This is a genomic window from Streptomyces johnsoniae (assembly GCF_031845565.1).
Classification (GTDB): Bacteria; Actinomycetota; Actinomycetes; order Streptomycetales; family Streptomycetaceae; genus Streptomyces; species Streptomyces johnsoniae.
In genome coordinates, this window is the sequence record NZ_JAVREV010000007.1 from 305,923 (window position 1) to 327,258 (window position 21,336).

Below are 21,336 nucleotides of genomic sequence, written 5' to 3' on the forward strand. Positions count from 1 at the left end.
GTAGGGCATTACCGGGTGCGATCGCCGAGGACGGCGAGGGCCGGCCCCCGCCGCGCGCGTTCAGCGGCCGGGACGGGGACGGGGGCGGGGGCCTGCGCCGGGGCCTGTGCCTGTGCCTGGGCCGCTCGCCGAGCGGGGGCGGAAGCCGAGGGTCGGGACCGCGCGGCGCAGCGGCCAGGGGCGGGTCGCGCCGGGCAGCAGGCCGGAGAGGAACGCGTACCGGTCAAGCGCCGCCCCCGGCGGGCCCTCGGCCGGGGTCACCTCGCGGACCCGCTGCCACCACGCGGCCACCTCGCCCCAGCCGGGCGCGGACAGGGAGCCGCCGAACTCCTGCACGGACAGGGCCGCGGTCAGGCCGGCGAGGGCCAGCCGGTCGGCGAGCGGCCAGCCCGCGAGCGTGCCGGTCACGAACCCGGCCATGAACACGTCCCCCGCGCCGGTGGTGTCCAGCGCCTCGACGAGGATGGCGGGCACCTCCGCGGTCTCCCCGGTGCGGCCGTCGGCCGCGTACGCCCCCTCGGCGCCCATCGTGACGACGGCCAGCGGCACCGTCTTCGTCAGGGCACGGGCCGCGGCGCGCGGGCAGCCGGTGCCGGTGTAGCGCATGGCCTCCACCGCGTTCGGCAGGAAAGCCTCGCAGTACGCCAGGTCCGGCAGCGCCGCCAGGTCCCAGGTCCCGGTGTCGTCCCAGCCGGTGTCGGCGAAGACCATGCTGCCCGCCCGCGCCGCCTCGGCCACCCAGCCCTGCGGCTGCCCCGGGGTGAGCGACGCGATGCAGGAACGGGCGGGCGGCGGTCCTGGCAGCGCCTCGTGAACGGGCGCCTCGTGGCCGTGGGAGACCATCGTCCGCTCGCCCTCGTACGCCATGGACACGGTCACGGGCGAGTGCCAGCCGGGGACGGTCCGCGAGGACGTCAGGTCGATGCCCTCGCCGCGCTCCAGCGTCTCCCAGCAGTACTCGCCGTACATGTCGTCGCCGAACGCGGCGGCGAGGCTGGTGTGCAGGCCGAGGCGGGCCAGCGCGGTGGCCATGTTGGCCACGCCACCGGGGCTGGAGCCCATGCCGCGGGCCCAGGACTCGGTGCCGCGCACCGGGGCGGAGTCGAGGCCGGTGAAGATGATGTCGAGGAAGACGGTGCCGGTCAGGAACACGTCCACGGGCGGGTCTCCGGGGGCGCGGATACCGGCGAGCGGGTCCTGGGTCTTCGTGCTCACCGGCCGCTCCCCCTCGTCCCGCGCCTCGTCCCGCCCCTCGTCCCGCTCGTCCCCGTGGTCATCCGTCCCCGTCCCGTCCCCGTCCGATCCCGCCGACGTTCCCGGTCACTTCTACGGTACGTTCCGGGCCATGAGGCTCACGATCATCGGCGGGGGTGGCTTCCGCGTCCCCCTGGTATACCGGGCGCTGCTGTCGGACGCCGCACGCGATTCACCCGATCGGTGTACGCGGGTCACGCTGCACGACACCGATCAGGACCGGGTCCACGTCATCGCCTCGGTGCTGGCCGGGCTGGCCGCGGGGGTGCCGGGGGCGCCCGAGGTGCGGGTGGCCCGGTCGTTGGACGAGGCGGTGCGGGGCGCCGACTTCGTGTTCTGCGCGGTCCGGGTCGGCGGCACGGCGGGCCGCGTCCGCGACGAGCGCGTGCCACTGGGGCACGGCGTGCTGGGGCAGGAGACGACGGGCGCGGGCGGGGTGCTGTACGGGCTGCGCACGGTGCCGGTGGCGCTGGAGATCGCGGCCCGCGTCCGGGCGCTGGCGCCGGAGGCGTGGCTGATCAACTTCACCAACCCGGCGGGCATGGTGACCGAGGCGATGGCCACGCAGCTCGGCCACCGCGTCATCGGCATCTGCGACTCGCCGGTGGGGCTCGTGCGGCGGGCGGCGCGGGCGGCGGGGGCCGATCCGGGGGCGGTCGGTTTCGGCTACCTGGGGCTCAACCACCTCGGCTGGCTGCGGTCGCTGACCTACCGGGGCCGTGACCTGCTGCCGGGGCTGCTGGCGGACGACGAGGCGCTGGCGTCGTTCGAGGAGGGCCGGCTGTTCGGCGGCGCGTGGCTGCGCGCGCTTGGGGCGCTGCCCAACGAGTACCTGCACTACTACTACTTCCGGCGGGAGACACTGGCCGCGGCGCGGGCGGCGGAGGCCACCAGGGGCGAGTTCCTGAACGCGCAGCAGAGCGCGTTCTTCTCGGACGCGGCGCGCGAGCCGGGCCGCGCGCCGGAGCTGTGGGAACGCACGCGCCGGGAGCGGGAGGAGACGTACGGCGCGGAGGGGCGCGCGGCGTCGGGCGGCTGGCAGCGGGACAGCTGCGATCTGGCCGGCGGTGGCTACGAACGCGTCGCGCTCGACCTGATGGCGGCCATCGCGGGCGACCGGCGTTCCCGGCTGATCCTGAACGTCCGCAACGGCGGAACGGTGCCGGAACTGCCGGCCGACGCGATCGTCGAGACGGTCTGCGAGGTGACGGCGCAGGGCGCGCGCCCGGTGCCGTGCCTGTCGCCCGGAGCGGCGGAGCTGGGCCTCATGCTCCAGGTCAAGGCGGTGGAGCGGGCCACGATCGAAGCGGCGGCGACCGGCTCGCGCCGCGCGGCGCTGCGCGCCCTGGCACTGCACCCACTGGTGGACTCGCCCGCGGTCGCCACCCGCATCCTGGCCGAGCACGCCGGGGACACCGCGGCGGGCTGAAAAACACGTGGCGCGCCGCGGCGCCGGGCCCCGATGCTTCGGGACATGTCTCCCGCATCCCCTGACGCCACGCCGCCCGCACCCGCCTTCGGCTGGTCCGACATGTTTGTCCACCCCGACGAGGACCCCCGCTCCGACGGCCGTTTCCGCGGCGAACGCGACAACCTCGTCGGCTACCTGGCCGACCAGCGCCTGACCCTGGCCATGAAGTGCGAGGGGCTCGACGCCGAGGCGCTGGCGCGCCGCTCCGTTCCGCCGTCCCCCATGTCGCTGCTCGGTCTGGTCCGGCACATGGCCGACGTGGAGCTGGGCTGGTTCCGGCAGGTGCTGGCCGGGCAGGACGTGCCGCGGCCGTTCCGCACCGCGGAGGACCCCGACGCGGACTTCAACGGCGCGGTCGCCGACCCGCGGGCGGTCGAGGAGGCGTTCGCCGCCTGGCGCACCGAAATCGCCTTCGCGGAACGGTTCGTGGCCGAGGCACCCGATCTGGGCGTCACCGGGCGCCGGGCCAGGGACGGCGAGCCGGTCGAGCTGCGGGAGGTCATGGTGCACATGATCGAGGAGTACGCCCGGCACAACGGGCACGCGGATCTGCTGCGTGAGCGGATCGACGGCCGGGTCGGGCAGTAGCGCGTCAGGTCACGCGGCGCGGCACCGGGACGCGCATCAGGTCCTCGGCGACCGTCAGCGTGCCGGCGAATCCGGCGGCCCGCGCCTCGGCGGCGAAGTCCGCCGGGTCCTGGTAGCGCTGCGAGAAGTGCGTCAGCACCAGGTGCCGCACCCCGCACTCGGCGGCGACGCGGCCCGCCTGCCCGGCGGTGAGGTGGCCGTACTCACGGGCGAGCGCGACGTCCCGGTCGAGGAAGGTCGACTCGATGACCAGCAGGTCGCACCCGTCCGCGAGCGCGAAGACGCCGTCGCACAGCCGGGTGTCCATGACGAACGCGAAGGACTGCCCGGGCCGCGGCGCGGTGACGTCGTCCGCCGTCACGCCGCGCAGCGTCCCCGCGCGCAGGAGCCGTCCGACGTCCGGGCCCTCGATGCCGTGCGCCGCGAGCCGCTCGGGCAGCACGCGGCGGCCGTCTGGCTCCGTCAGCCGGTAGCCGAACGTCTCGACGGGGTGGGACAGTTCGTGCGCGGTGAGGGTGAACTCCGCCGTGCGTTCCAGGACTCCGGGGCCGGTCACGGGGCGCGGCAGGATCTGCGCGGTGTCGTGGTAGGCGGTGGCGTACCGCAGCCGGTCGAAGAACTCCTGCCCGCCCGCCGGGTAGTGCGCGGTGACCGGGTGCGGGACCCGGTCCAGGCTGATGCGCTGGAACACGCCGGCGAGCCCCAGGGAGTGGTCGCCGTGGAAGTGCGTGACGCAGATCCGGGTGAGCGCGGTGGCGCCGACCCCGGCGAGCAGCAGCTGCCGCTGCGTTCCCTCGCCCGGGTCGAAGAGGATGGTCTCCGCGTCCCAGCGCAGCACGTAGCCGTTGTGGTTGCGGTGCCGGGTCGGCACCTGGCTGGCGGTGCCGAGGACCACCAGTTCGCGTGCGGTCACGGCCTACCCGGGGGGCCATTCCAGGCCGCGGCCGCCCAGCACGTGGGCGTGCGCGTGGAAGACGGTCTGCCCGGCGCCGGTGCCGGTGTTGAACACGACGCGGTAGCCGCTGCCGTCCACCTTCTGGTCGGCCGCGACGTGCCCCGCCTCGCGCAGCACGTCGGCGGCGAGCGCGGGGTCGGCGGCGACGAGGGCCGCGGCGTCCCGGTGGTGCGCCTTGGGGATGATCAGCACGTGGCAGGGCGCCTGCGGGTTGATGTCCTGGAACGCGACCGTGGTGGCCGTCTCCCTGACCACCGTCGCGGGCACCTCGCCCGCCACGATCTTGCAGAACAGGCAGTCCGCCTCGGGTTCTCCCGCCATTGCCCGGCACTCTCCTCGCGGCCCTCGTCAACGCGTACGCACGGATGCTACCGCCGGGGCGGTACGGAAACGGGCCGCCGTACCTGATTCAGGCCCTGCCCGCCGGCCGAACCGGCTGGTAACGTGCGGCGGGCTCGTATACGGACAGACCGGATGATCAAGGACGCTCGACCATGACCCAGGAACCGCAACGGGAACAGTGGGGCACCCGCGCCGGCTTTCTCATGGCCGCCATCGGCTCGGCCATCGGCCTCGGCAACATCTGGCGCTTCCCCGCGGTGACCTACGAGAACGGCGGCGGCGCGTTCATGGTGCCGTACCTGCTCGCCCTGCTCACCGCGGGCATTCCGCTGCTGATCCTCGAATACACGATCGGCCGCAGGTACCGCTCATCGCCCCCGGGCGCCCTGCGCCAGCTGTCCCGGCCCGCCGAGGCGATCGGCTGGTGGCAGGTGGCGATCTGTTTCGTCGTCGCCACCTACTACGCGGCGATCCTGGCCTGGGCGGTCCGTTACGTCGGCTTCTCGTTCGACCAGTCCTGGGGCGACGACCCCGAGGGCTTCCTGATGGGCGACTTCCTCAAGGTCTCCGACAGTCCGGGCGAGATCTCGACGTTCGTGCCTGGCGTGGTCTGGCCGCTGATCGCCGTGTGGCTGGTCGTGCTCGCCATCCTCATCCTGGGCGTGCGGCGCGGCATCGAACGCGCCAACACGGTCTTCATCCCGCTGCTCGTGGTGTTCTTCCTGATCCTGGTGGTCAGGGCCCTCACGCTGGACGGCGCGGACCTCGGCCTCGACGCGCTCTTCGCGCCCGACTGGGGCGCGCTCGGCGACGGCGGCGTGTGGGTCGCCGCCTACGGACAGATCTTCTTCTCGCTGTCCGTTGGCTTCGGCATCATGATCACCTACGCCTCGTACCTGCGCCGCAAGTCCGACCTCACCGGCTCCGCGCTCGTGGCCGGTTTCGCCAACAGCTCCTTCGAGATCCTGGCCGGCGTGGCCGTCTTCGCCACCCTCGGATTCATGGCCGCCGAGTCGGGGCTCGCCGTCAGCGAGGTGACCAGCAGCGGCGTCGGCCTCGCGTTCGTCGCGTTCCCGCAGATCATTTCCGAGATGCCGATGGGCGCGTTCTTCGGCGTGCTGTTCTTCGGCTCCCTGGTGCTCGCCGGACTCACTTCCCTCATCAGCATCGTGCAGGTGATCGTCGCCACCGTCGAGGACCGCATGGGGCTGCGGCGCGTGCCGGCCGTGCTGGCCGTCTGCGGCGCGGTGGCCGTGGTGTCCACCGTGCTGTTCTCCAGCGACAGCGGGCTGCACTTCCTGGACGTCTCCGACCACTTCATCAACCAGTACGGCATCGTCCTGGCCGGGCTCGCCCTGGTGATCACCGTCAGCTGGGGCCTGCGCAGACTGCCCGCCCTCCAGCGGCACGCCGACGCGACCTCCGCGGTGCCGCTGCGGATCTGGTGGCGGATCTGCCTGGGCGTCATCACCCCGCTGGTGCTCATCTGGATGATGGTGGACAGCCTCACCGACGAGTTCGACGAGAACTACGCGGGCTACGACACCTCGTTCCTGCTCTGGTCCGGCTGGGGGGTCGCCGCCGCCGCCCTCGTCGTCGGCGTCCTGCTCTCCCTGGTGCGGTGGCGGCGTAATCCGGCCAGTTCCGAGGACGCCGAGGACACCGAGGACACGCAGGACACCCAGGACTCGACCGCGCGAAGGAGCAGCTGATGTCGGCCTCGGCCATCGTCATGATGATCATTGCCATGGCCATCGTGTGGGGCGGCCTCGTCGCCGCGATCGTGTGGCTGCGCCGCCACCCCGACGAACCGACCCCGGAAGCCTGACCGTTCCGGGACCGGTCACCGGTCTGGCCGGATATCCTCCAACCAACCCCGGGCGACGGAACGTCCATGCCGACATCCGGACCGTGCCGCGACGGGGCACGACGGGGACGGGGCAACGGCATTCCGAGGGGGACGGCAGATGCAGGGCGGGCGTGTCATCCGCAGGCTGCGGTTCACCCTGAGCACCGATGAGGTCACCGAACGGGTCACCGCCGCCGCGGACGGCACCGGCCGCCTGCCCGAGCACCTGCTGCCCCTGGTCGCCGCCGCGGCGCCCGCCCCTCCCGCGGGCGACGGCGGCTGCCTGGCCCATGCCGGGCTGCCGGGCGGCGGCAGCCTCCTCCTGTGCCGCGGCGCCGCCGACGGCACGGCCGACGGCACCGTCGACGCGCTGTACCTGCCGCACGGGCCGGAGCGCGCCCTCGGCGACATCCTGCCCGTCGACCTGTGGCGCTCCCCGCTGTGGGACCGCCCGCACGAGCCGGACACCGATCCGGCGCGGGAGCCGGAGCCGGAGCCGGGCACCGAGCTGACCGCCGAGGAGCTGGCCGACTTCGCCAGGGCGCGGTCCGACCGCCTGATCCCGTTCCTCAGCGACGTGCGCGCCCTGTTCACCTCCCCCGCCGGCCGGCAGCTCGTGCTCGCCGAGGAGGAACAGGCCACCGTGGCCCGGTGGATCGGGCTCGCCACCTGGTTCCTCGACCGGTACGGCACCGCGGGGCAGGCCAGGGCGCTGACGTTCACCACCGGCAGCACCCGTCCGCTCGACGCCCCGCAGCAGATCATCGGCATCGGCCCCGACGCCACGTTCGACCGCAAGGACCCCGACGTCCTGCGGCACCGCTACCGCGTGCACGACGGACTCGGCGGCGAGGGCAGCCCGCCGCGCGCCGACCCGTGGGTGGCCCAGGCCGTCCGGGACTGGCTGCCGCGGCTGCCCGGCGCGTCAGGCCCCCCGCCGCCGCTGCCGCCCGCGGCGCCCGCCGCCGTTCAGGAACGGCTGCGCGAGTCGGCGAGAAACCTGCGCGGCGGCCCGCACCACCTGCACGGCGTGGGCCTCTTCCGGATGCTGCGCGGCCGGCTCGGCGAGAACGAGGAGCTGAACGAGGAGACCCTCGGGCTCATCTACGAGCTGGTCTGGGACAAGTCGGACCCCGACCTGGCCGGCGCCCTCGAACTGGCCAGGACCTGCCCGCTGCCGCTGCTCGTCAGCACGCGCATCCACCTGCGCCTGCTGAACTGGATCACCCGCGGCGGCACCGTCAACGACAAGCGCTGCGAGCTGGCCCGCGAACTGCTGCGCCACGAGGACGCCTACCCGTTCACCTCCAGCAGGCGCGAAACCGCCCGCCTGCTGGTGCGGGGACAGGAGGTGAACGCGGGCGGCCCCGGGGCCGCCGACGCCGCGCAGCACCTGCGCCGCGAGCTGAACCGCGGCGACTCCATGGTGCTGGCCGAGGTGCGGATCTGGGCCCGGCGCCAGCTGCGCCAGTACGAGGAGAGCACCGCGCTGCCCCCGCCCCCGCCGCCCCCGCCGCCACGGACGGCACCCCCGCCCCCGCCGCCCCGGCAGCCGCCGCCCGCGCAGCCGCCACCCCCGCAGCCGCCGCCTCCGGTGCGCCGGCCGCCCCACATTCCGCCAACTGACCGGACCTGACCGTCCCTTCGGAGAGGTATCCCGTGAGCGACATCCCCGGTGGCCCCATGGCCAGCCGTCCCCTCCACTTCATCTGGCTGCTCGACTGCTCGGGCTCCATGGGGATCAATGGCAAGATCACACAGCTCAACTACGCCATCCGCGAGGCCATCCCCGAGATGCGCAAGGCCGCCGACGACAACCCCGGCGCCGAACTCCTCGTCCGCGCCGTCACGTTCAGCTCCGGCGCCTCCTGGCACCTGGCCGCCCCCACCGCCATCCAGGACTTCACGTGGGAGGACGTCTACGCCCACAGCACCACCGACCTCGGCGCCGCGCTGCGCCTGACCTCCGAGGCGCTGAAGACGCCGCCGATGCCGGGCCGCGCGCTGCGCCCGGTGCTCGCGCTGGTCTCGGACGGGCTGCCCACCGACGACTGGCGCTCCGGGCTGCGCGACATCGACGCCACCCCGTGGGGCAAGCGCGCGGTGCGCGTCGCCATCGGCATCGGCGAGGACGCGGACCGCGAGATGCTCAAGGAGTTCCTGGCCAACCCGGAACAGGAGCCGCTGCGCGTGAAGAACCCCAAGCAGCTGGTCGCCGCGATCCGCTGGGCCTCCACCGTCGCCGTGGCCACCGCCTCCACCCCGGCCGTCGAGGGCGACAAGCAGCTGGCCACGCCGATGGACCGCACGCCCACCATCACGGCCGGCGCGAGCGACGACGACGTCTGGTGAGCGACGCCCACGCGGCCACCGGGCCGCACCTCGTCACCCACCGCCTGCTCCGCCGCGTGGGCGGAGAAGCGAACGAGGAGGCACAGTGAGCGACGCCCACGCGGCCACCGGGCCGCACCTCGCCGGGTCCGCGCATGCCGCCTTCCGGCTGCTCGGGCAGGACGTGACGGGGCGGGGCAAGGAGTACAGCCAGGACAGTCACCTGGCGTTTCTCGCCGCGGACGGGGGCGCCGCGGTCCTCGCCGTCGCGGACGGGCACGGGGCCGCCGCCCACTTCCGCAGCGACCTCGGCGCCCGCTGGGCCGCCGAGGAGTTCGCCGCCTGCGCCCGCCGCTTCGTGGCCGGTGCCCTGTGCGGGGAGAAGTCGCCCGGGTGGCCGGTGCGGCGGGAGATGGCGCGGGACCTGCCGCGGCGTCTCGTGCACGGCTGGCGGCTGCGCGTCGCCCGGCACGAGGCCAGCGCGCCCGCCCACGGCCGGGCGGGCCAGGCCCCCGCGTTCGACGCCTACGGCAGCACCCTGCTCGGCGTGGTTCTCACCCGCGAGCTGCTGGTGTGCTGGCAACTCGGGGACGGCGACATCACGCTGGTGTGGAACGAGGGGCCGCCCGAGGCCCCGCTGTACGCGGGGCAGGATCTCGGCGACGAGACGGAGTCGCTGTGCCAGCCGGAGGCGTGGCTGCGCGCCCGCATGCACTGGCGGCCGCTGACCGGCAAGGGGCCGCCGCCGGCCGTGCTGCTGTCGACCGACGGCCTGTCGAAGAGCTTCGAGGACCACGACGGGTTCCTCGGATTCGCGCGCGGCGTGCGCGACCGCGTCGAGTCGGAGGGACGCGCGCAGGTGCAGGACAAACTCGCCGACTGGCTCGGCCATGCGGCGGCGCATTCGGGGGACGACACCACCTTGGTGGGCGCCATTCCCGTCCCCCTGGAACGCACGCCGGAACGCACGACAGAACGCACGGCAGAACGACCTGAGTGACGACCTGAGTGACGAGGGGGAACACCGGATGAGCAGTACGCAGGGCACCGGCGGCATGCTGGACGCGGGGACCCGGCTGACGACGGAACGGGACGAGCAGGTCACCGTCAAGAGCCTGCTGGGCTTCGGTGGGCAGGGCGAGGTGTACGAGGTCGACACCCCGGGCGGGCCCGCGGCCCTGAAGTGGTACTTCCCGCAGCTCGCGGACGTCCACCGGTGGCGCATTCTGGAGGCGCTGGTGGACAGGGCCTGGGGCGACGACCGCTTCCTGTGGCCGCGCACGATCGTCGCCGACCCCTCGCGCGAGAGCTTCGGCTACGTGATGGACCTGCGCCCCAAGCGGTTCCACGATCTGCCGGCGCTGCTGCGCCGCGACAAGGCGGTGGCCGCGGCGACGCCGCGTTCGCTGATCACCACGGCCCTCAACACGGTCGAGGCGTACAAGACCCTGCACGAACAGGGCATCGCCTACCGCGACATCAGCTGGGGGAACGTCTTCTTCGACCCCGACAACGGCGATGTCCTGGTGTGCGACAACGACAACGCGGTCGTCGAGGGCGAGTCCGCCGGCATCGAGGGCACCATGAACTTCATGGCGCCCGAGCTGGTCCGCCGCGACCAGGGCGTCAAGCCGGGCATCCAGACGGACCTGCACTCGCTTGCGGTGCTGCTGTTCTATCTGCTGATGAACCATCACCCCTTCGACGGCGCCCTCGAACTGCGGATTCACTGCCTGGACGAGAAGGCGCAGCGGAAGCTGTACGGCACCGAGCCGGTGTTCGTCTACGACCCGGTGCGCACCGCCAACCGGCCAGTGCCGGGCGAGCAGGACACCGTCATCGCGACCTGGGGCGTTCTTCCGCAGGTGCTGCGCGACCTGTTCATCAAGACGTTCACCGAGGGCCTGACGAGGCCAGGGGAACGGGCGCGCGAGTCGGAGTGGCGCGACGCGCTGAGCGCCGTGCGCGACGCGATCGTGCCGTGCGCGACCTGCGGCAAGGAGAACATGACCCAACCGGACGGCGCCGCGCCCGAATGCTGGAAGTGCCGCCGCCCGGTGGATCTGCCGATGCGCCTTGAGCTGACCGCGGGCAAGGGCAAACGGCGTCCCCAGCGCCACATCCGGCTGAACCGCGGCGCCGAACTGTACCCGCACCACCTGCAGGAGGACCCCGAGCGGCACGACTTCGGCACGCCCATCGGCGAGGTCACCCCGCACCCGACGACGCCGGGCCGGTTCGGGCTGACGAACCGCTCCGCCCGGCCGTGGCGGGTGCGGCGCGCGGACGGCAGCCAGCTGGAGGTGCCGCCGGGCCGCACCGCGGCGCTGCGCCCGGGTCTGCTCCTCGAACTGGGCGACGGCGCCGAGGCGGTCGTGCGGGAACGGTGAACCCGCCGGGCGCCCGCTACCGGCGGACCAGTCGGCTCGCCTGGCTGACGGTCCTGCCCACGGTCCTGCCCACCCTCTCGCGGGCGTAGTACAGCGCGAGCCGCGGGAACGGCAGCGCGGGCAGGCGGGTCTCCGCGGGTTCGCTGGTGGCGTGCGTGGCGTGCGTGGCGTCCGGGCGGGCCAGGGGCACGGCCGTGATCGTGTACGCGGCGCGGCCGACGGGCAGTTGGACAGGACCGGCGCGGTGCAGGCTGCGGGGCACGCGCCGCTCCTCGCGCCGCCCGCCGCCCTCCCACGTCACCAGGACCAGCACGGCGGGCTCCGGCCAGGTGAACGAGAGCTCCGCGCTGCCCGGCCCCCGCCTCCTCGCCGACAGGTCCCGCACCGCGCCCAGGGTCTCCAGCAGCACCGAGGGCCCGGCCACGGCCCGCGGACCCAGCACGCTGACGGCGGTCAGCCGCAGCGCGGCGCGCGGCGGCGGCAGCACGGTGACGGTGCGTTCCCTGCCCTCGCCCTGGAGCGCGGACAGGCCAGGCAGCGCAGCGGACACGTCGTCGCCGGGCTCGGGCACACGCTCCCGCCACCGCACGAGGCGGGACTCGCCCCGCTCCGGGGCCTGCCAGTTCAAGGTGACCCGGCCGTCGGCCGCGGCGGCGAGCGCGATGTCGCCCGGCACCGGCGCGGGCCACTCCTCGGCGACTCCGGTGACCCGTTCCCCGGCCGACCACACCGTCTCGCCGTCCTCGCCCGGGTAGGCGCACCGCAGCAGGTAGCTGTGGGGGCCGGGCGGCAGCGGCCGGTCGGTCAGCCCATCGGGGCCGCAGGGCACCGGCGTTCCGGCGTCCGCGCCCGGCCCCGCGGTCCGCACCACGCGCACCTCGGCCGCCGCCGGATGCGCCCGCCACCGCAGCCGCAGCCCGTCGGGCACCACCTCGGCCCGCGCGCCCGTGACGTCCGGCGTCACGCGCAGCGGCGCGGTGGCGCGGGCCGTGCCCGCGATGCGGCCGTCCTGCCAGGGCACGACGGCGTAGCGCAGCGTCCGCCCGGTCGGCGGGTCGGCGTCCCACGCCTCGTGCCCCGCGCCGCCCGCGGCGGAGGCGGCGACCTCGACGGCCGTGCCGGGTCCTTCCGTCTCGGCCCAGCGCAGCACCTGGAAGCGGACGGAACGGCCGGGCGCCGGCCACGTCAGCCGGGCCGTGCCTGACTCGACGCCGACGGCCACGCGGGACATCGCGCCGCTGTCGCCGCCCGTCACCGCGGCGGCGAGCAGCGCGGCGCGCGCCCCCTCGTCGTCCACGGCGAGCCGCACGGCGCGCAGGCAGGCGGTGGCGGCGGCGCGGTACAGGCCCGCCTCCCCGTGCCGGCCGGCGTCCGTCAACTCCCGTGCCACGTCGGCGAGCCGGGCCTCGATATCGGCGCGCAGCCGGACAAGTCCTGGGTCGGCCGCGTCCGGCGGAAGCTCCTGCGCGAGCTGCCGCGCCCGGTGCAGGCGATGCGCGCGCCAGGCATCGTCCAGGTCCTCCGCCGCCTTCCGCATCCGGCCCGCGGCGGGGAATCCGGCCGCGACGGCGGCGGCGAGGACGGCGGCCTCGGCGGGGTCGACGCCCAGCGCGACGGCCGCCTCCTCGGTGGGCCCGCCATCGGTCAGCAGGCAGGCCAGCTGGTACAGCACGAGGCGCCGCAGCGCCATGGGGTCGTCGTCCGCCGCCTCGGCCAGCCGTTCGAGGACGTGCCGGGCGGCGCCCGCGCGCGGGTCGCCCGACGTCTCCCACCGCTCCGCGGCGCGGCGGCACTCGGCGGCGTCGGCGCGGCGCAGGTCGTGGCCGCGTTCCGGGGGCAGCCACAGCCCGTCGAGGACGCGGAGGCCGGGCCCGGCCGTGTCGTCGCCCGCCAGCCCCTTCGGCCGGTAGGCGGAGCCGCCGCCGGGCGGCAGCAGGGCGTCGGCGGCGTGCCGGAAACCGCCGTCGGCGAGGTGGCGGCTCAGCTCCTCGTACCGGGGCACGGCAGGGAACAGCGGCAGCCAGGGCGGCGGCGGCCCGTCCGCGTCGGCCCGGCGGCCGGGGCGCCAGGCCCCGGCGGTTGCGGTGTCCACGGCGGCGGTCACCTCGGCGAGGTGTAGAAGTAGACCCAGAGCCGCGCGGTGTTGGCGGGCTCGTTGACCTGGAGGAAGTCCTCCGCGGTGATCTCCTCGGCGAACATGTCGGGGCGGGCCTCGTGCAGCTGGTCGTTGACGAGGCGGGCGTAGCCGGTGCCGTTCAGCGTGCCGCCGAAGGTCAGCACGAACGCGGCCTCCTGGCCGGCCCACTCCTCGGTCGCCGCCGCGATCTGCTCCCGCAGCCACCCCGTGTCCCGGCCCTCGACGTCGAACATGACGGGCTCCTGCTCCACCCCGCGCGGGATGTCGGGCTCCTCGGGCGGCTCGGTGGGCTCCTCCGTCGGCTCGGCGGGCCCGGTGGGCGTCGGCTCGGGTGCCGCGAGCGGGTCCTCCTGGCCGCTCATCGACACCAGCGCCAGTACCAGCAGCAAGTCGGCGAACAGCCAGCCCGCGAGCGCCATGAGGCCGATGCGGCGCCGCGGCCGCCGGGGGCGCCCGGGGCGGACGGCGGTCACCGGCCCGCGCCCTGCTGGCTCGGTACACCACCGAACCCGGGCGGCCGGCCGGTCAGTTCACGGACTCCGGTGTCGACGCGGGCCGCGGCGTCCTGCCAGTGCGCGGCCGCCACGTCCCACCGTTCCGCGGCCTCGCGCATGCCGAGCACCGCGTCGTCGGTGCGGGCGGCGCTGTGCGTGACGGCCTCCGCGGCCTCGTGGGACGCCTGCGCCGCGGCCTGGGTGGTGGCGGTCAGCTCCCGCTGCACGGTGGTGAGTTCGGTCAGGGCGGCCTCGATCTGCTGCCCCATCCTGGTGATGCGCTCGCCGACGTCGCGGACCTCGGCGGCGTTGGCCGAGCTGACACGGGTGGTCTCGGCCTGCCCGGACTGCACGGCCGCTTCGAGGCGGACGGTGGCGGCGCCGAGCGGCGTGGCCGCGTCGACGATGCGCTGTGCGGCGGCGCGCAGTTCCGTGGTGGCGTCGTGCGCGGCCGTGGTGGCCGTGGCGAGCGCCTGCTGCCCGTCGGTGGCGCGGCGCACCAGGGTGCCGAGCCGTCCAGCGGCCTTGGACAGCTCGCCGGTGAACTGCCGTGGCGTGGACAGGCGTTGCCCGGACAGGGCCAGCTGGGTGCGGGTGAGCACCGAGGTGAGGCGGCCCATGAGCCGTTCCCGCTCGGTCTGCTGCGCGTCCCACTCCCGCTCGGTGCGGCTCCTGACGCGGGCGTGCCAGATCGCGAGCAGCACGAGCAGGGAGATCAGCAGCACGGCCATCAGCGCGACATTGTCGAACTCGCCGAGCGTGGAGACCCGCCCGTCGAAGCCGGACTGCCACAGCTGGAGGAACGGCCGGGTCGCCTGCTCCGGGTCGTCACTGGCCAGCTCGTCGTAGGCGCGCCCCGCCTCCCGCAGGCCGTACCAGGTGATCAGCAGCGGCACGAACACGAGGATGCCGAGCGCGGCTTCCAGCAGGTCGTCGCGGACGCGGCGCCGCCGCACGGCCGCCACCGCGTCGCGCAGCAGCTGCCCGGCGGGCCGCCCCTTCAGGCCCTGCCGGAACGCGGGGCTCAGCAGGTGGCGCAGGGTGCCGAGGGCGCCACGGCGGGCCGGGGCCGGCGCGGCCGGGGCCATGCTCTCCTGGCGGGCGAACGCCTGGAGCAGGTCGATCTCGGCCCACTCGGCCAGATCGCGGTCGTGCTCCAGGTCGTCCGCGAGCCCGCGCAGCTCGGCGCGTCTGAGCGCGAGCAGCTCCTCGTCGGAGAGGAGCCTCAGCTCCCTGGCCAGCTCCGTCGTGTCCGTCAGCGGCGCGTGCGGCACTATCGCGTTCCCCCCTGGGCCGAAGTACGCAGGACCCTACCCCACCACGGCTGGGACCGGTCCCCAATCACAGGACGCCGGACCGCTGTTGACCGGTTGCGGTCCGGGCCCGTCCGGTTGCTCAGGCCCAGCGGCCGGTGCGGCCCATCAGGAGGGCGGCGGCGGCCGTGCCCGCCGTCGAGGTGCGCAGCACGGTCGGCCCCAGGCGGTAGGCGCGGGCCCCGGCGGCGGCGAACGCGTCCAGCTCCTCGGGCGTGACACCGCCTTCTGGGCCGACGATCAGCACGATGTCGCCCTGCTCCGGCAGCGGCGCCGTCGCGAGCGGCTGGTCGGCCGACTCGTGCAGAACGGCCACGAACGTGGCCCCGGCGACCGGCCCTTCGGCCACCTGACGCGTCGTCATCGGCCCGGGAACCCGCGGGAACCACACGCGGCGCGCCTGCTTGCCCGCCTCGCGCGCGGTGGCGCGCCACTTCTCCAGCGACCTGGCCCCTCGTTCGCCGTGCCACTGGGTGACGCACCGGGCCGCCGACCAGGGGACGATGGCGTCCACGCCCGTCTCGGTCATGGCGGCCACCGCCAGCTCGCCGCGGTCGCCCTTGGCCAGGGCCTGCACCACGGTGAGCCGCGGGCGCGGCGGCTCCTCCTGGCTGACCTCGGTCACGTCGATCGTGAGCCGGTCCCGGCCGTCCACCGCGGCCACCGTTCCGGAGGCGCCGGTGCCCTCGCCGTCGGTGAGGACCACGGCCTCGCCGACCCGGAGGCGGCGCACCGACACGGCGTGCCTGCCCTCGGGGCCCGCCAGGGTCAGCGGCCCCGGGCCCCTGCCGGTGAGGCCGTCGTGCACGAAGACGGGCGCCGTCGCCATGCCGTTCGACTCCTGCCGTCCGTTGCTCCGATTCCTGCCGCCCTGGCCGCTAACGGCCGTTGAACGCGTCCTTCAGGCGCGAGAACAGGCCCTGCTGCCCCGGCTGGAACTGCCCGAGGGGACGCTCCTCACCGCGCAGCTTCGCCAGCCTGCGCAGCAGCTCCTCCTGCTCCGGGTCCAGCTTGCCGGGGGTCTGCACCTCGACGTGCACGATGAGGTCGCCCCGGCCGTTGCTGCGCAGGTGGGACACGCCGCGGCCGTGCAGCGGGATGGACTGCCCCGACTGCGTGCCGGGCCTGATGTCCACCTCCTCCATGCCGTCGAGCGTCTCCAGCGGCACCTTGGTGCCGAGCGCGGCGGCCGTCATGGGGACGGTGACCGTGCAGTGCAGGTCGTCGCCGCGGCGCTGGAAGGTCGGGTGCGGCTTCTCGCGGATCTCCACGTAGAGGTCACCGGCGGGACCGCCGCCGGGGCCGACCTCGCCCTCGCCCGCGAGCTGGATGCGGGTGCCGTTGTCCACGCCGGCCGGAATCTTCACGGTCAGCGTGCGGCGGCTGCGGACCCGGCCGTCGCCCGCGCACTCCGGGCACGGGGTCGGCACGACGGTGCCGAAGCCCTGGCACTGCGGGCAGGGCCGCGAGGTCATGACCTGCCCCAGGAACGACCGCGTGACCTGCGAGACCTCGCCGCGCCCGCGGCACATGTCGCAGGTCTGCGCGGAGGTGCCGGGGGCCGCGCCCTCGCCGCTGCACGAGGTGCAGACGGTGGCGGTGTCGACCTGGATCTCCTTGGTGGTGCCGAACGCCGCCTCGTTGAGATCGATCTCCAGACGGATCATGGCGTCCTGGCCGCGCCGGGTGCGCGACTTCGGGCCGCGCTGGGACGCGGTGCCGAAGAAGGCGTCCATGATGTCCGAGAAATTGCCGAAGCCGGCGCCGAAACCGGCCCCCGCCCCGGCCGAGGCGCCGCCCATCGGGTCGCCGCCAAGGTCGTACATCTGTTTCTTCTGCGGATCGGAGAGCACCTCGTACGCGGTGTTGATCTCCTTGAACCGCTCCTGGGTCTTCGGGTCCGGGTTCACGTCCGGGTGCAGCTCACGAGCCAGCCTGCGAAAGGCCTTCTTGATCTCGTCCTGCGAGGCATCGCGCTGCACGCCAAGGATCGCGTAGTAGTCCGCCGCCACCTAGTTCTCCGCGAGGATCTGTCCGACGTAACGTGCCACTGCGCGCACTGCTCCCATCGTTCCGGGGTAGTCCATGCGGGTCGGTCCGACCACGCCGAGCTTGGCGACCGCCTCGTCTCCTGAACCGTAACCGACCGAGACCACCGAGGTGGACGTCAGGCCCTCGTGAGCGTTCTCATGGCCGATGCGCACGGTCACGCCCGAGTCCTTCGCCTCCCCCAGCAGCTTCAGGAGCACCACCTGCTCCTCCAGCGCCTCAAGCACCGGCCGGATGGTGAGCGGGAAGTCCTGCCCGAAGCGGGTCAGATTGGCGGTGCCACCGATCATCAGCCGCTCCTCGGTCTCCTCCACCAGAGTCTCCAGCAAAGAGGACAGCACCGTCGAGACCGTGCCGCGCTCTTCCTGGTCGAAGGAATCCGGCAGATCCGCGACCAGGCGCGGCACCTCGGAGAAGCGCTCGCCGACGATCCTGCTGTTCAGCCGGGCGCGCAGATCGGCGAGCGAGGTCTCGCCGAAGGGTGCGGGGCAGTCGACGACGCGCTGCTCGACCCGTCCGGTGTCCGTGATCAGCACCAGCATCAGGCGGGCCGGAGCGAGCGAGAGCAGCTCGACGTGGCGCACCGTCGAGCGGCTGAGCGAGGGGTACTGCACGACGGCGACCTGCCGGGTCAGCTGCGCGAGCAGCCGGACCGTGCGGCCGACGACGTCGTCCAGGTCCACCGCGTTGGCCAAGAAGTTCTGAATGGCGCGGCGCTCGGCCGTCGAGAGCGGCTTGACGTCGGCGAGCTTGTCGACGAACAGCCGGTACCCCTTGTCCGTCGGCACCCGCCCCGCGCTGGTGTGGGGCTGGGCGATGTACCCCTCCTCCTCCAGCGCGGCCATGTCGTTGCGCACGGTCGCCGGGGAGACGTGCAGGTTGTGCCGCTCGGTCAGCGCCTTGGAACCGACCGGCTCCTCGGTGCCCACGTAGTCCTGGACGATGGCACGCAACACTTCCAGCCTGCGCTCACTGAGCATGTCGCACACCTCCCGTCCGGCTGTCCGTCGCTGGTCGGCCGCCCTGGCACTCATCTGCGAGGAGTGCCAAGCCCTGTCCCAGTGTACGGCCGGGTAGCACGGCCAGGGAACGAGCAGCGGGCAGAAGGTGCCCACCACCCCGGCCGTTCATGCCCGTACGCGCGGCCAGACAGGGCCTAACGTCGTGGCATGGAATACACGTGGGAACGGCTCGCACCCGGTGTGATCAGGTGCCGGCTGGCCGGCTGGGACGAAACGGTCGGGGCCGTCGCCGGGGCGGACGGCGTTCTGCTGGTGGACGCCGGGCCCTCGGCCGCCGCGGGTGCCGCCCTGGCCGGGGAGGCGGCCGGGCTGCTGGGGGCGCCCGTCACCCGCGTGGTGATCACTCACCCGCACTTCGACCACGTGCTCGGGCTCGCGGGCCTGCCCGGGGTCGCCGCGCACGGCGCGGCCGGGCTGCCCGCCCACCTGGACCGCGGCGGGCGGGCGGAAGTCGCGGCCGCCGCCGTGCGGTACGGCATCGCGCGCGAGGCCGCGGAGGCGGACGCCTCGGCGCTGCGGCGCCCGTGGCACGAGGTGCGCGGCGAGACGGCCGTCGGCCTCGGCGGCGGCAGAACGGCGGTGCTCGCCGACCTGGGGCCCGCGCACTCGGGGCACGACGTGGTGGTGGTCGTTCCGGGCCCGGTGCCCGTGGTGTTCTGCGGCGACCTGGTCGAGGAGTCGGGCGAGCCGCAGGCCGGGCCCGACGCGACGCCGGAACGCTGGCCCGCGGCCCTGGACCGGCTGCTCGCCCTCGGCGGCCGGAACGCGCGCTACGTGCCGGGCCACGGGGCCGTGGTGGACGCGGAGTTCGTGCGGGCGCAGCGGGGCGTGCTGGCCCGCAGGTTCGGTGTGCCCGCATGAGGCGGCGTGGTCGAATGGGCCCATGCGCAGCAGACAGTACGGACCCGATCTGACGCCGCCGTGGAAGCGGCGCAAGCCCGTTCCCGAGCTGGCGGCCGACCCCGGGCTCGTCGTCGAGGAGGTCACCACCGGCTTCTGCGGTGCGGTGATCCGCTGCGACAAGACGGCCGTGACGCTGGAGGACCGGTTCGGCACCCACCGGGACTTTCCGCTCGCTCCGGCCGCGTTCCTCTTCGAGGGTGACCCGGTGACCCTGGTCAGGCCGCGTCCGCGGGCCGCCGCGGAAGGGCCGGCCCGCACCGCCTCCGGCTCACTCGCCGTACCGGGCGCCCGCGCCCGGGTGGCGCGCGCCGGGCGCATCTATGTGGAGGGGCGCCACGATGCGGAGCTGGTCGAGAAGGTGTGGGGCGACGACCTGCGGATCGAGGGCGTCGTCGTGGAGTACCTCGCGGGCATCGACGACCTGCCCGAGGTCGTCCGGGCCTTCGGCCCCACCCCCGGGGCCAGGCTCGGGGTCCTGGTGGACCATCTGGTGCCGGGCTCCAAGGAGTCCAGGATCGCCGCCGGGATCGACGACCCGCACGTACTGGTCGTCGGGCACCCCTTCATCGACATCTGGGCGGCGGTCAAGCCCGCCGCCGTGGGCATCCCGGCCTGGCCGGACGTGCCGCGCGGGCAGGACTGGAAGACCGGCGTGTGCCGCGCGCTCGGCTGGCCCGAGCACACCGGCGCGGCCTGGCAGCGCATCCTCGGCCGCGTGCACAGCTTCCGCGACCTCGACCCCGCACTGCTCGGCCCGGTCGAGCACCTGATCGACCACGTGACCGTCGGCGGACCGGGCGGACCCGGCGGACCGGCGTAGGCGGCGGACCGGCGTAGGCGGGCCCGCGGGGCAGGGGACAATGGGGGCATGCCCTCCGCACCCCTGGACGGCGAGCCCGTGCCCGCGGACGGCGCGCTGCCCGCCACCGCGCGCGCCGGCGCCGCCGGCCGGCCACTCGCCTTCTACCTGCACGTGCCGTACTGCGCGACCCGTTGCGGGTACTGCGACTTCAACACCTACACGGCGGGCGAGCTGCGCGGTTCCGGCGGGGCGCTGGCCTCCCGGGAGAACTACGCGGAGGTCCTGGAGCAGGAGGTCCGGCTCGCGCGCAAGGTGCTGGGCGACGACCCGCGCCGGGTCAGCACGGTGTTCGTCGGCGGCGGCACCCCGACCCTGCTGCCGCCCGCCGACCTCGCGCGCATGCTGGACGCGGTGCGCGCCGAGTTCGGCCTCGCCGCCGACGCCGAGGTCACCACCGAGGCCAACCCGGACTCGGTCGGCCCCGAATCGCTCGCCGCGCTGCGCGCTGCGGGCTTCACCCGGGTCTCGTTCGGCATGCAGAGCGCACGCCGGCACGTGCTCGCCGTTCTGGAACGCACCCACACGCCGGGGCGCCCGGAGGCGTGCGTCGCCGAGGCGCGCGCCGCCGGCTTCGAGCACGTCAGCCTCGACCTGATCTACGGCACCCCGGGCGAGACCGACGCGGACTGGCGGGCCTCGCTGGCGGCGGCCATCGGCGCGGGCCCCGACCACGTCTCGGCGTACTCGCTGATCGTCGAGGACGGCACGCGCCTGGCGGGCCGCGTCCGCCGCGGCGAGGTGGCCGCACCCGACGACGACGTGCACGCCGACCGCTACCTGATCGCCGAGGAGGCGCTCGCCGCGGCCGGGTTCGCCTGGTACGAGGTCTCCAACTGGGCCACCTCCCCCGCCGCCCGCTGCCGGCACAACGAGCTGTACTGGACCGGCGCGGACTGGTGGGGCGCGGGACCCGGCGCGCACAGCCACGTCGGCGGCGTCCGCTGGTGGAACGTGAAACACCCCGGCGCGTACGCCCAGGCGCTCGCCGAGGGCCGCTCCCCCGGCGCGGGCCGCGAGGTGCTGACGGCGGAGGACCGCCGGGTGGAGCACATCCTGCTCCGGCTGCGCCTCGACGCCGGCTGCGAGCTGTCCCTGCTGCGCCCCGACGGCCTCGCGGCGGCCCGCCGCGCCCTGGCCGACGGCCTGCTGCGCCCCGACGCGTTCACCGCGGGGCGCGCGGCGCTGACGCTGCGCGGCCGGCTCCTCGCGGACGCCCTGACCCGGGACCTCGTGGACTGACGGCCCTCCGACGCCGGCCGCCCCGCGGCCCGGCGTTGCCGACGGCGGCCACCACGACCAGCCCGCGTTCCCGGCCCGCGTTCCCGGCCCGACCACCGGCGCCCAAGAGCTCTCTCCCGGCCTTCCGCGTTTCCCGG

20 protein-coding genes are annotated in these 21,336 nt (G+C 74.7%); 11 read left to right on the forward strand and 9 right to left on the reverse strand.

The features are described 5' to 3' along the window. Positions 1 to 60 precede the first annotated feature (60 nt). On the reverse strand, positions 61 to 1,215 hold the full coding sequence (locus tag RM779_RS15445) for a carbohydrate kinase family protein (protein ID WP_311618267.1): 1,155 nt from the start codon (positions 1,213 to 1,215) through the stop codon (positions 61 to 63). A gap of 130 nt (positions 1,216 to 1,345) precedes the next feature. Between RM779_RS15445 and RM779_RS15450 the strand changes: the two genes are divergently transcribed. Further along, a complete protein-coding gene (locus RM779_RS15450) occupies positions 1,346 to 2,683 on the forward strand; it encodes a family 4 glycosyl hydrolase (RefSeq protein ID WP_311618268.1) in 1,338 nt (445 codons plus the stop codon). 45 nt (positions 2,684 to 2,728) lie between these two features. After that, positions 2,729 to 3,313: a DinB family protein gene (locus RM779_RS15455; RefSeq protein ID WP_311618269.1), complete on the forward strand. Its 585-nt coding sequence runs from the start codon at positions 2,729 to 2,731 to the stop codon at positions 3,311 to 3,313. Between the two features lie 4 nt (positions 3,314 to 3,317). Here RM779_RS15455 and RM779_RS15460 read toward each other — a convergent pair whose 3' ends face one another. Together RM779_RS15460 and RM779_RS15465 are read right to left on the reverse strand one after the other, a co-directional pair. Beyond that, a complete protein-coding gene (locus RM779_RS15460) occupies positions 3,318 to 4,226 on the reverse strand; it encodes a ribonuclease Z (protein ID WP_311618270.1) in 909 nt (302 codons plus the stop codon). Between the two features lie 3 nt (positions 4,227 to 4,229). Beyond that, the gene (locus RM779_RS15465; protein ID WP_311618271.1) at positions 4,230 to 4,589 is read right to left on the reverse strand and encodes a histidine triad nucleotide-binding protein; all 360 of its coding nucleotides are present in this window, start codon (positions 4,587 to 4,589) and stop codon (positions 4,230 to 4,232) included. A gap of 173 nt (positions 4,590 to 4,762) precedes the next feature. On the opposite strand from RM779_RS15465, the gene RM779_RS15470 reads away from it, so the two are divergent. The 6 genes from RM779_RS15470 (at position 4,763) to RM779_RS15495 (ending at position 11,180) form a co-directional block, all read left to right on the forward strand. Next, positions 4,763 to 6,322, forward strand: coding sequence for a sodium-dependent transporter (locus RM779_RS15470; protein WP_311618272.1), 1,560 nt, complete (start codon positions 4,763 to 4,765; stop codon positions 6,320 to 6,322). Continuing rightward, a complete protein-coding gene (locus RM779_RS15475; RefSeq protein ID WP_311618273.1) occupies positions 6,322 to 6,438 on the forward strand; it encodes a methionine/alanine import family NSS transporter small subunit in 117 nt (38 codons plus the stop codon). The genes RM779_RS15470 and RM779_RS15475 overlap by 1 nt, the downstream gene beginning before the upstream one ends. 139 nt (positions 6,439 to 6,577) lie before the next feature. Next, complete coding sequence (locus tag RM779_RS15480) at positions 6,578 to 8,095, forward strand: GAP1-M domain-containing protein (RefSeq protein ID WP_311618274.1); 1,518 nt, start codon at positions 6,578 to 6,580, stop codon at positions 8,093 to 8,095. Between the two features lie 47 nt (positions 8,096 to 8,142). After that, positions 8,143 to 8,811, forward strand: a complete 669-nt coding sequence (locus tag RM779_RS15485) for a vWA domain-containing protein (RefSeq protein WP_079252171.1) — start codon at positions 8,143 to 8,145, stop codon at positions 8,809 to 8,811. A gap of 85 nt (positions 8,812 to 8,896) precedes the next feature. Next, entirely contained in the window at positions 8,897 to 9,790 is an 894-nt protein-coding gene (locus tag RM779_RS15490; protein ID WP_311618275.1) for a protein phosphatase 2C domain-containing protein, read from the forward strand. A 28-nt stretch (positions 9,791 to 9,818) separates the two neighbouring features. Further along, positions 9,819 to 11,180: a serine/threonine-protein kinase gene (locus RM779_RS15495; protein WP_311618276.1), complete on the forward strand. Its 1,362-nt coding sequence runs from the start codon at positions 9,819 to 9,821 to the stop codon at positions 11,178 to 11,180. Positions 11,181 to 11,196: 16 nt separating this feature from the next. On the opposite strand, the gene RM779_RS15500 is transcribed toward RM779_RS15495, so the two are convergent. The 6 genes from RM779_RS15500 to hrcA all read right to left on the reverse strand — a co-directional run bounded on the left by RM779_RS15500 (position 11,197) and on the right by hrcA (position 18,153). Continuing rightward, positions 11,197 to 13,272 carry a hypothetical protein gene (locus RM779_RS15500; RefSeq protein WP_311618277.1) on the reverse strand — a complete coding sequence of 692 codons (2,076 nt, stop codon included), beginning with the start codon at positions 13,270 to 13,272 and terminating at the stop codon, positions 11,197 to 11,199. A gap of 8 nt (positions 13,273 to 13,280) precedes the next feature. After that, positions 13,281 to 13,790: a hypothetical protein gene (locus tag RM779_RS15505; protein ID WP_311618278.1), complete on the reverse strand. Its 510-nt coding sequence runs from the start codon at positions 13,788 to 13,790 to the stop codon at positions 13,281 to 13,283. Next, positions 13,787 to 15,085 (reverse strand): hypothetical protein, encoded by a 1,299-nt coding sequence (locus RM779_RS15510; protein WP_311618279.1) that lies wholly within the window; start codon positions 15,083 to 15,085, stop codon positions 13,787 to 13,789. Before RM779_RS15510 ends, RM779_RS15505 begins: the two co-directional genes overlap by 4 nt. 121 nt (positions 15,086 to 15,206) lie before the next feature. Then, entirely contained in the window at positions 15,207 to 15,953 is a 747-nt protein-coding gene (locus RM779_RS15515) for a 16S rRNA (uracil(1498)-N(3))-methyltransferase (protein WP_311618280.1), read from the reverse strand. Between the two features lie 49 nt (positions 15,954 to 16,002). Further along, complete coding sequence (gene dnaJ, locus RM779_RS15520; protein WP_077061496.1) at positions 16,003 to 17,136, reverse strand: molecular chaperone DnaJ; 1,134 nt, start codon at positions 17,134 to 17,136, stop codon at positions 16,003 to 16,005. After that, positions 17,137 to 18,153 (reverse strand): heat-inducible transcriptional repressor HrcA, encoded by a 1,017-nt coding sequence (gene hrcA, locus RM779_RS15525; RefSeq protein WP_077061495.1) that lies wholly within the window; start codon positions 18,151 to 18,153, stop codon positions 17,137 to 17,139. A gap of 189 nt (positions 18,154 to 18,342) precedes the next feature. Between hrcA and RM779_RS15530 the strand changes: the two genes are divergently transcribed. Genes RM779_RS15530 through hemW form a run of 3 tightly spaced genes read left to right on the forward strand, consistent with a single transcriptional unit; the run spans position 18,343 to position 21,199 of the window. After that, positions 18,343 to 19,056 carry an MBL fold metallo-hydrolase gene (locus tag RM779_RS15530; RefSeq protein WP_311618281.1) on the forward strand — a complete coding sequence of 238 codons (714 nt, stop codon included), beginning with the start codon at positions 18,343 to 18,345 and terminating at the stop codon, positions 19,054 to 19,056. Between the two features lie 22 nt (positions 19,057 to 19,078). Next, entirely contained in the window at positions 19,079 to 19,918 is an 840-nt protein-coding gene (locus RM779_RS15535; RefSeq protein ID WP_311618282.1) for a DUF3097 domain-containing protein, read from the forward strand. Between the two features lie 48 nt (positions 19,919 to 19,966). Then, positions 19,967 to 21,199, forward strand: coding sequence for a radical SAM family heme chaperone HemW (gene hemW, locus RM779_RS15540; RefSeq protein WP_311618283.1), 1,233 nt, complete (start codon positions 19,967 to 19,969; stop codon positions 21,197 to 21,199). The last annotated feature ends 137 nt before the right edge of the window (positions 21,200 to 21,336 follow it).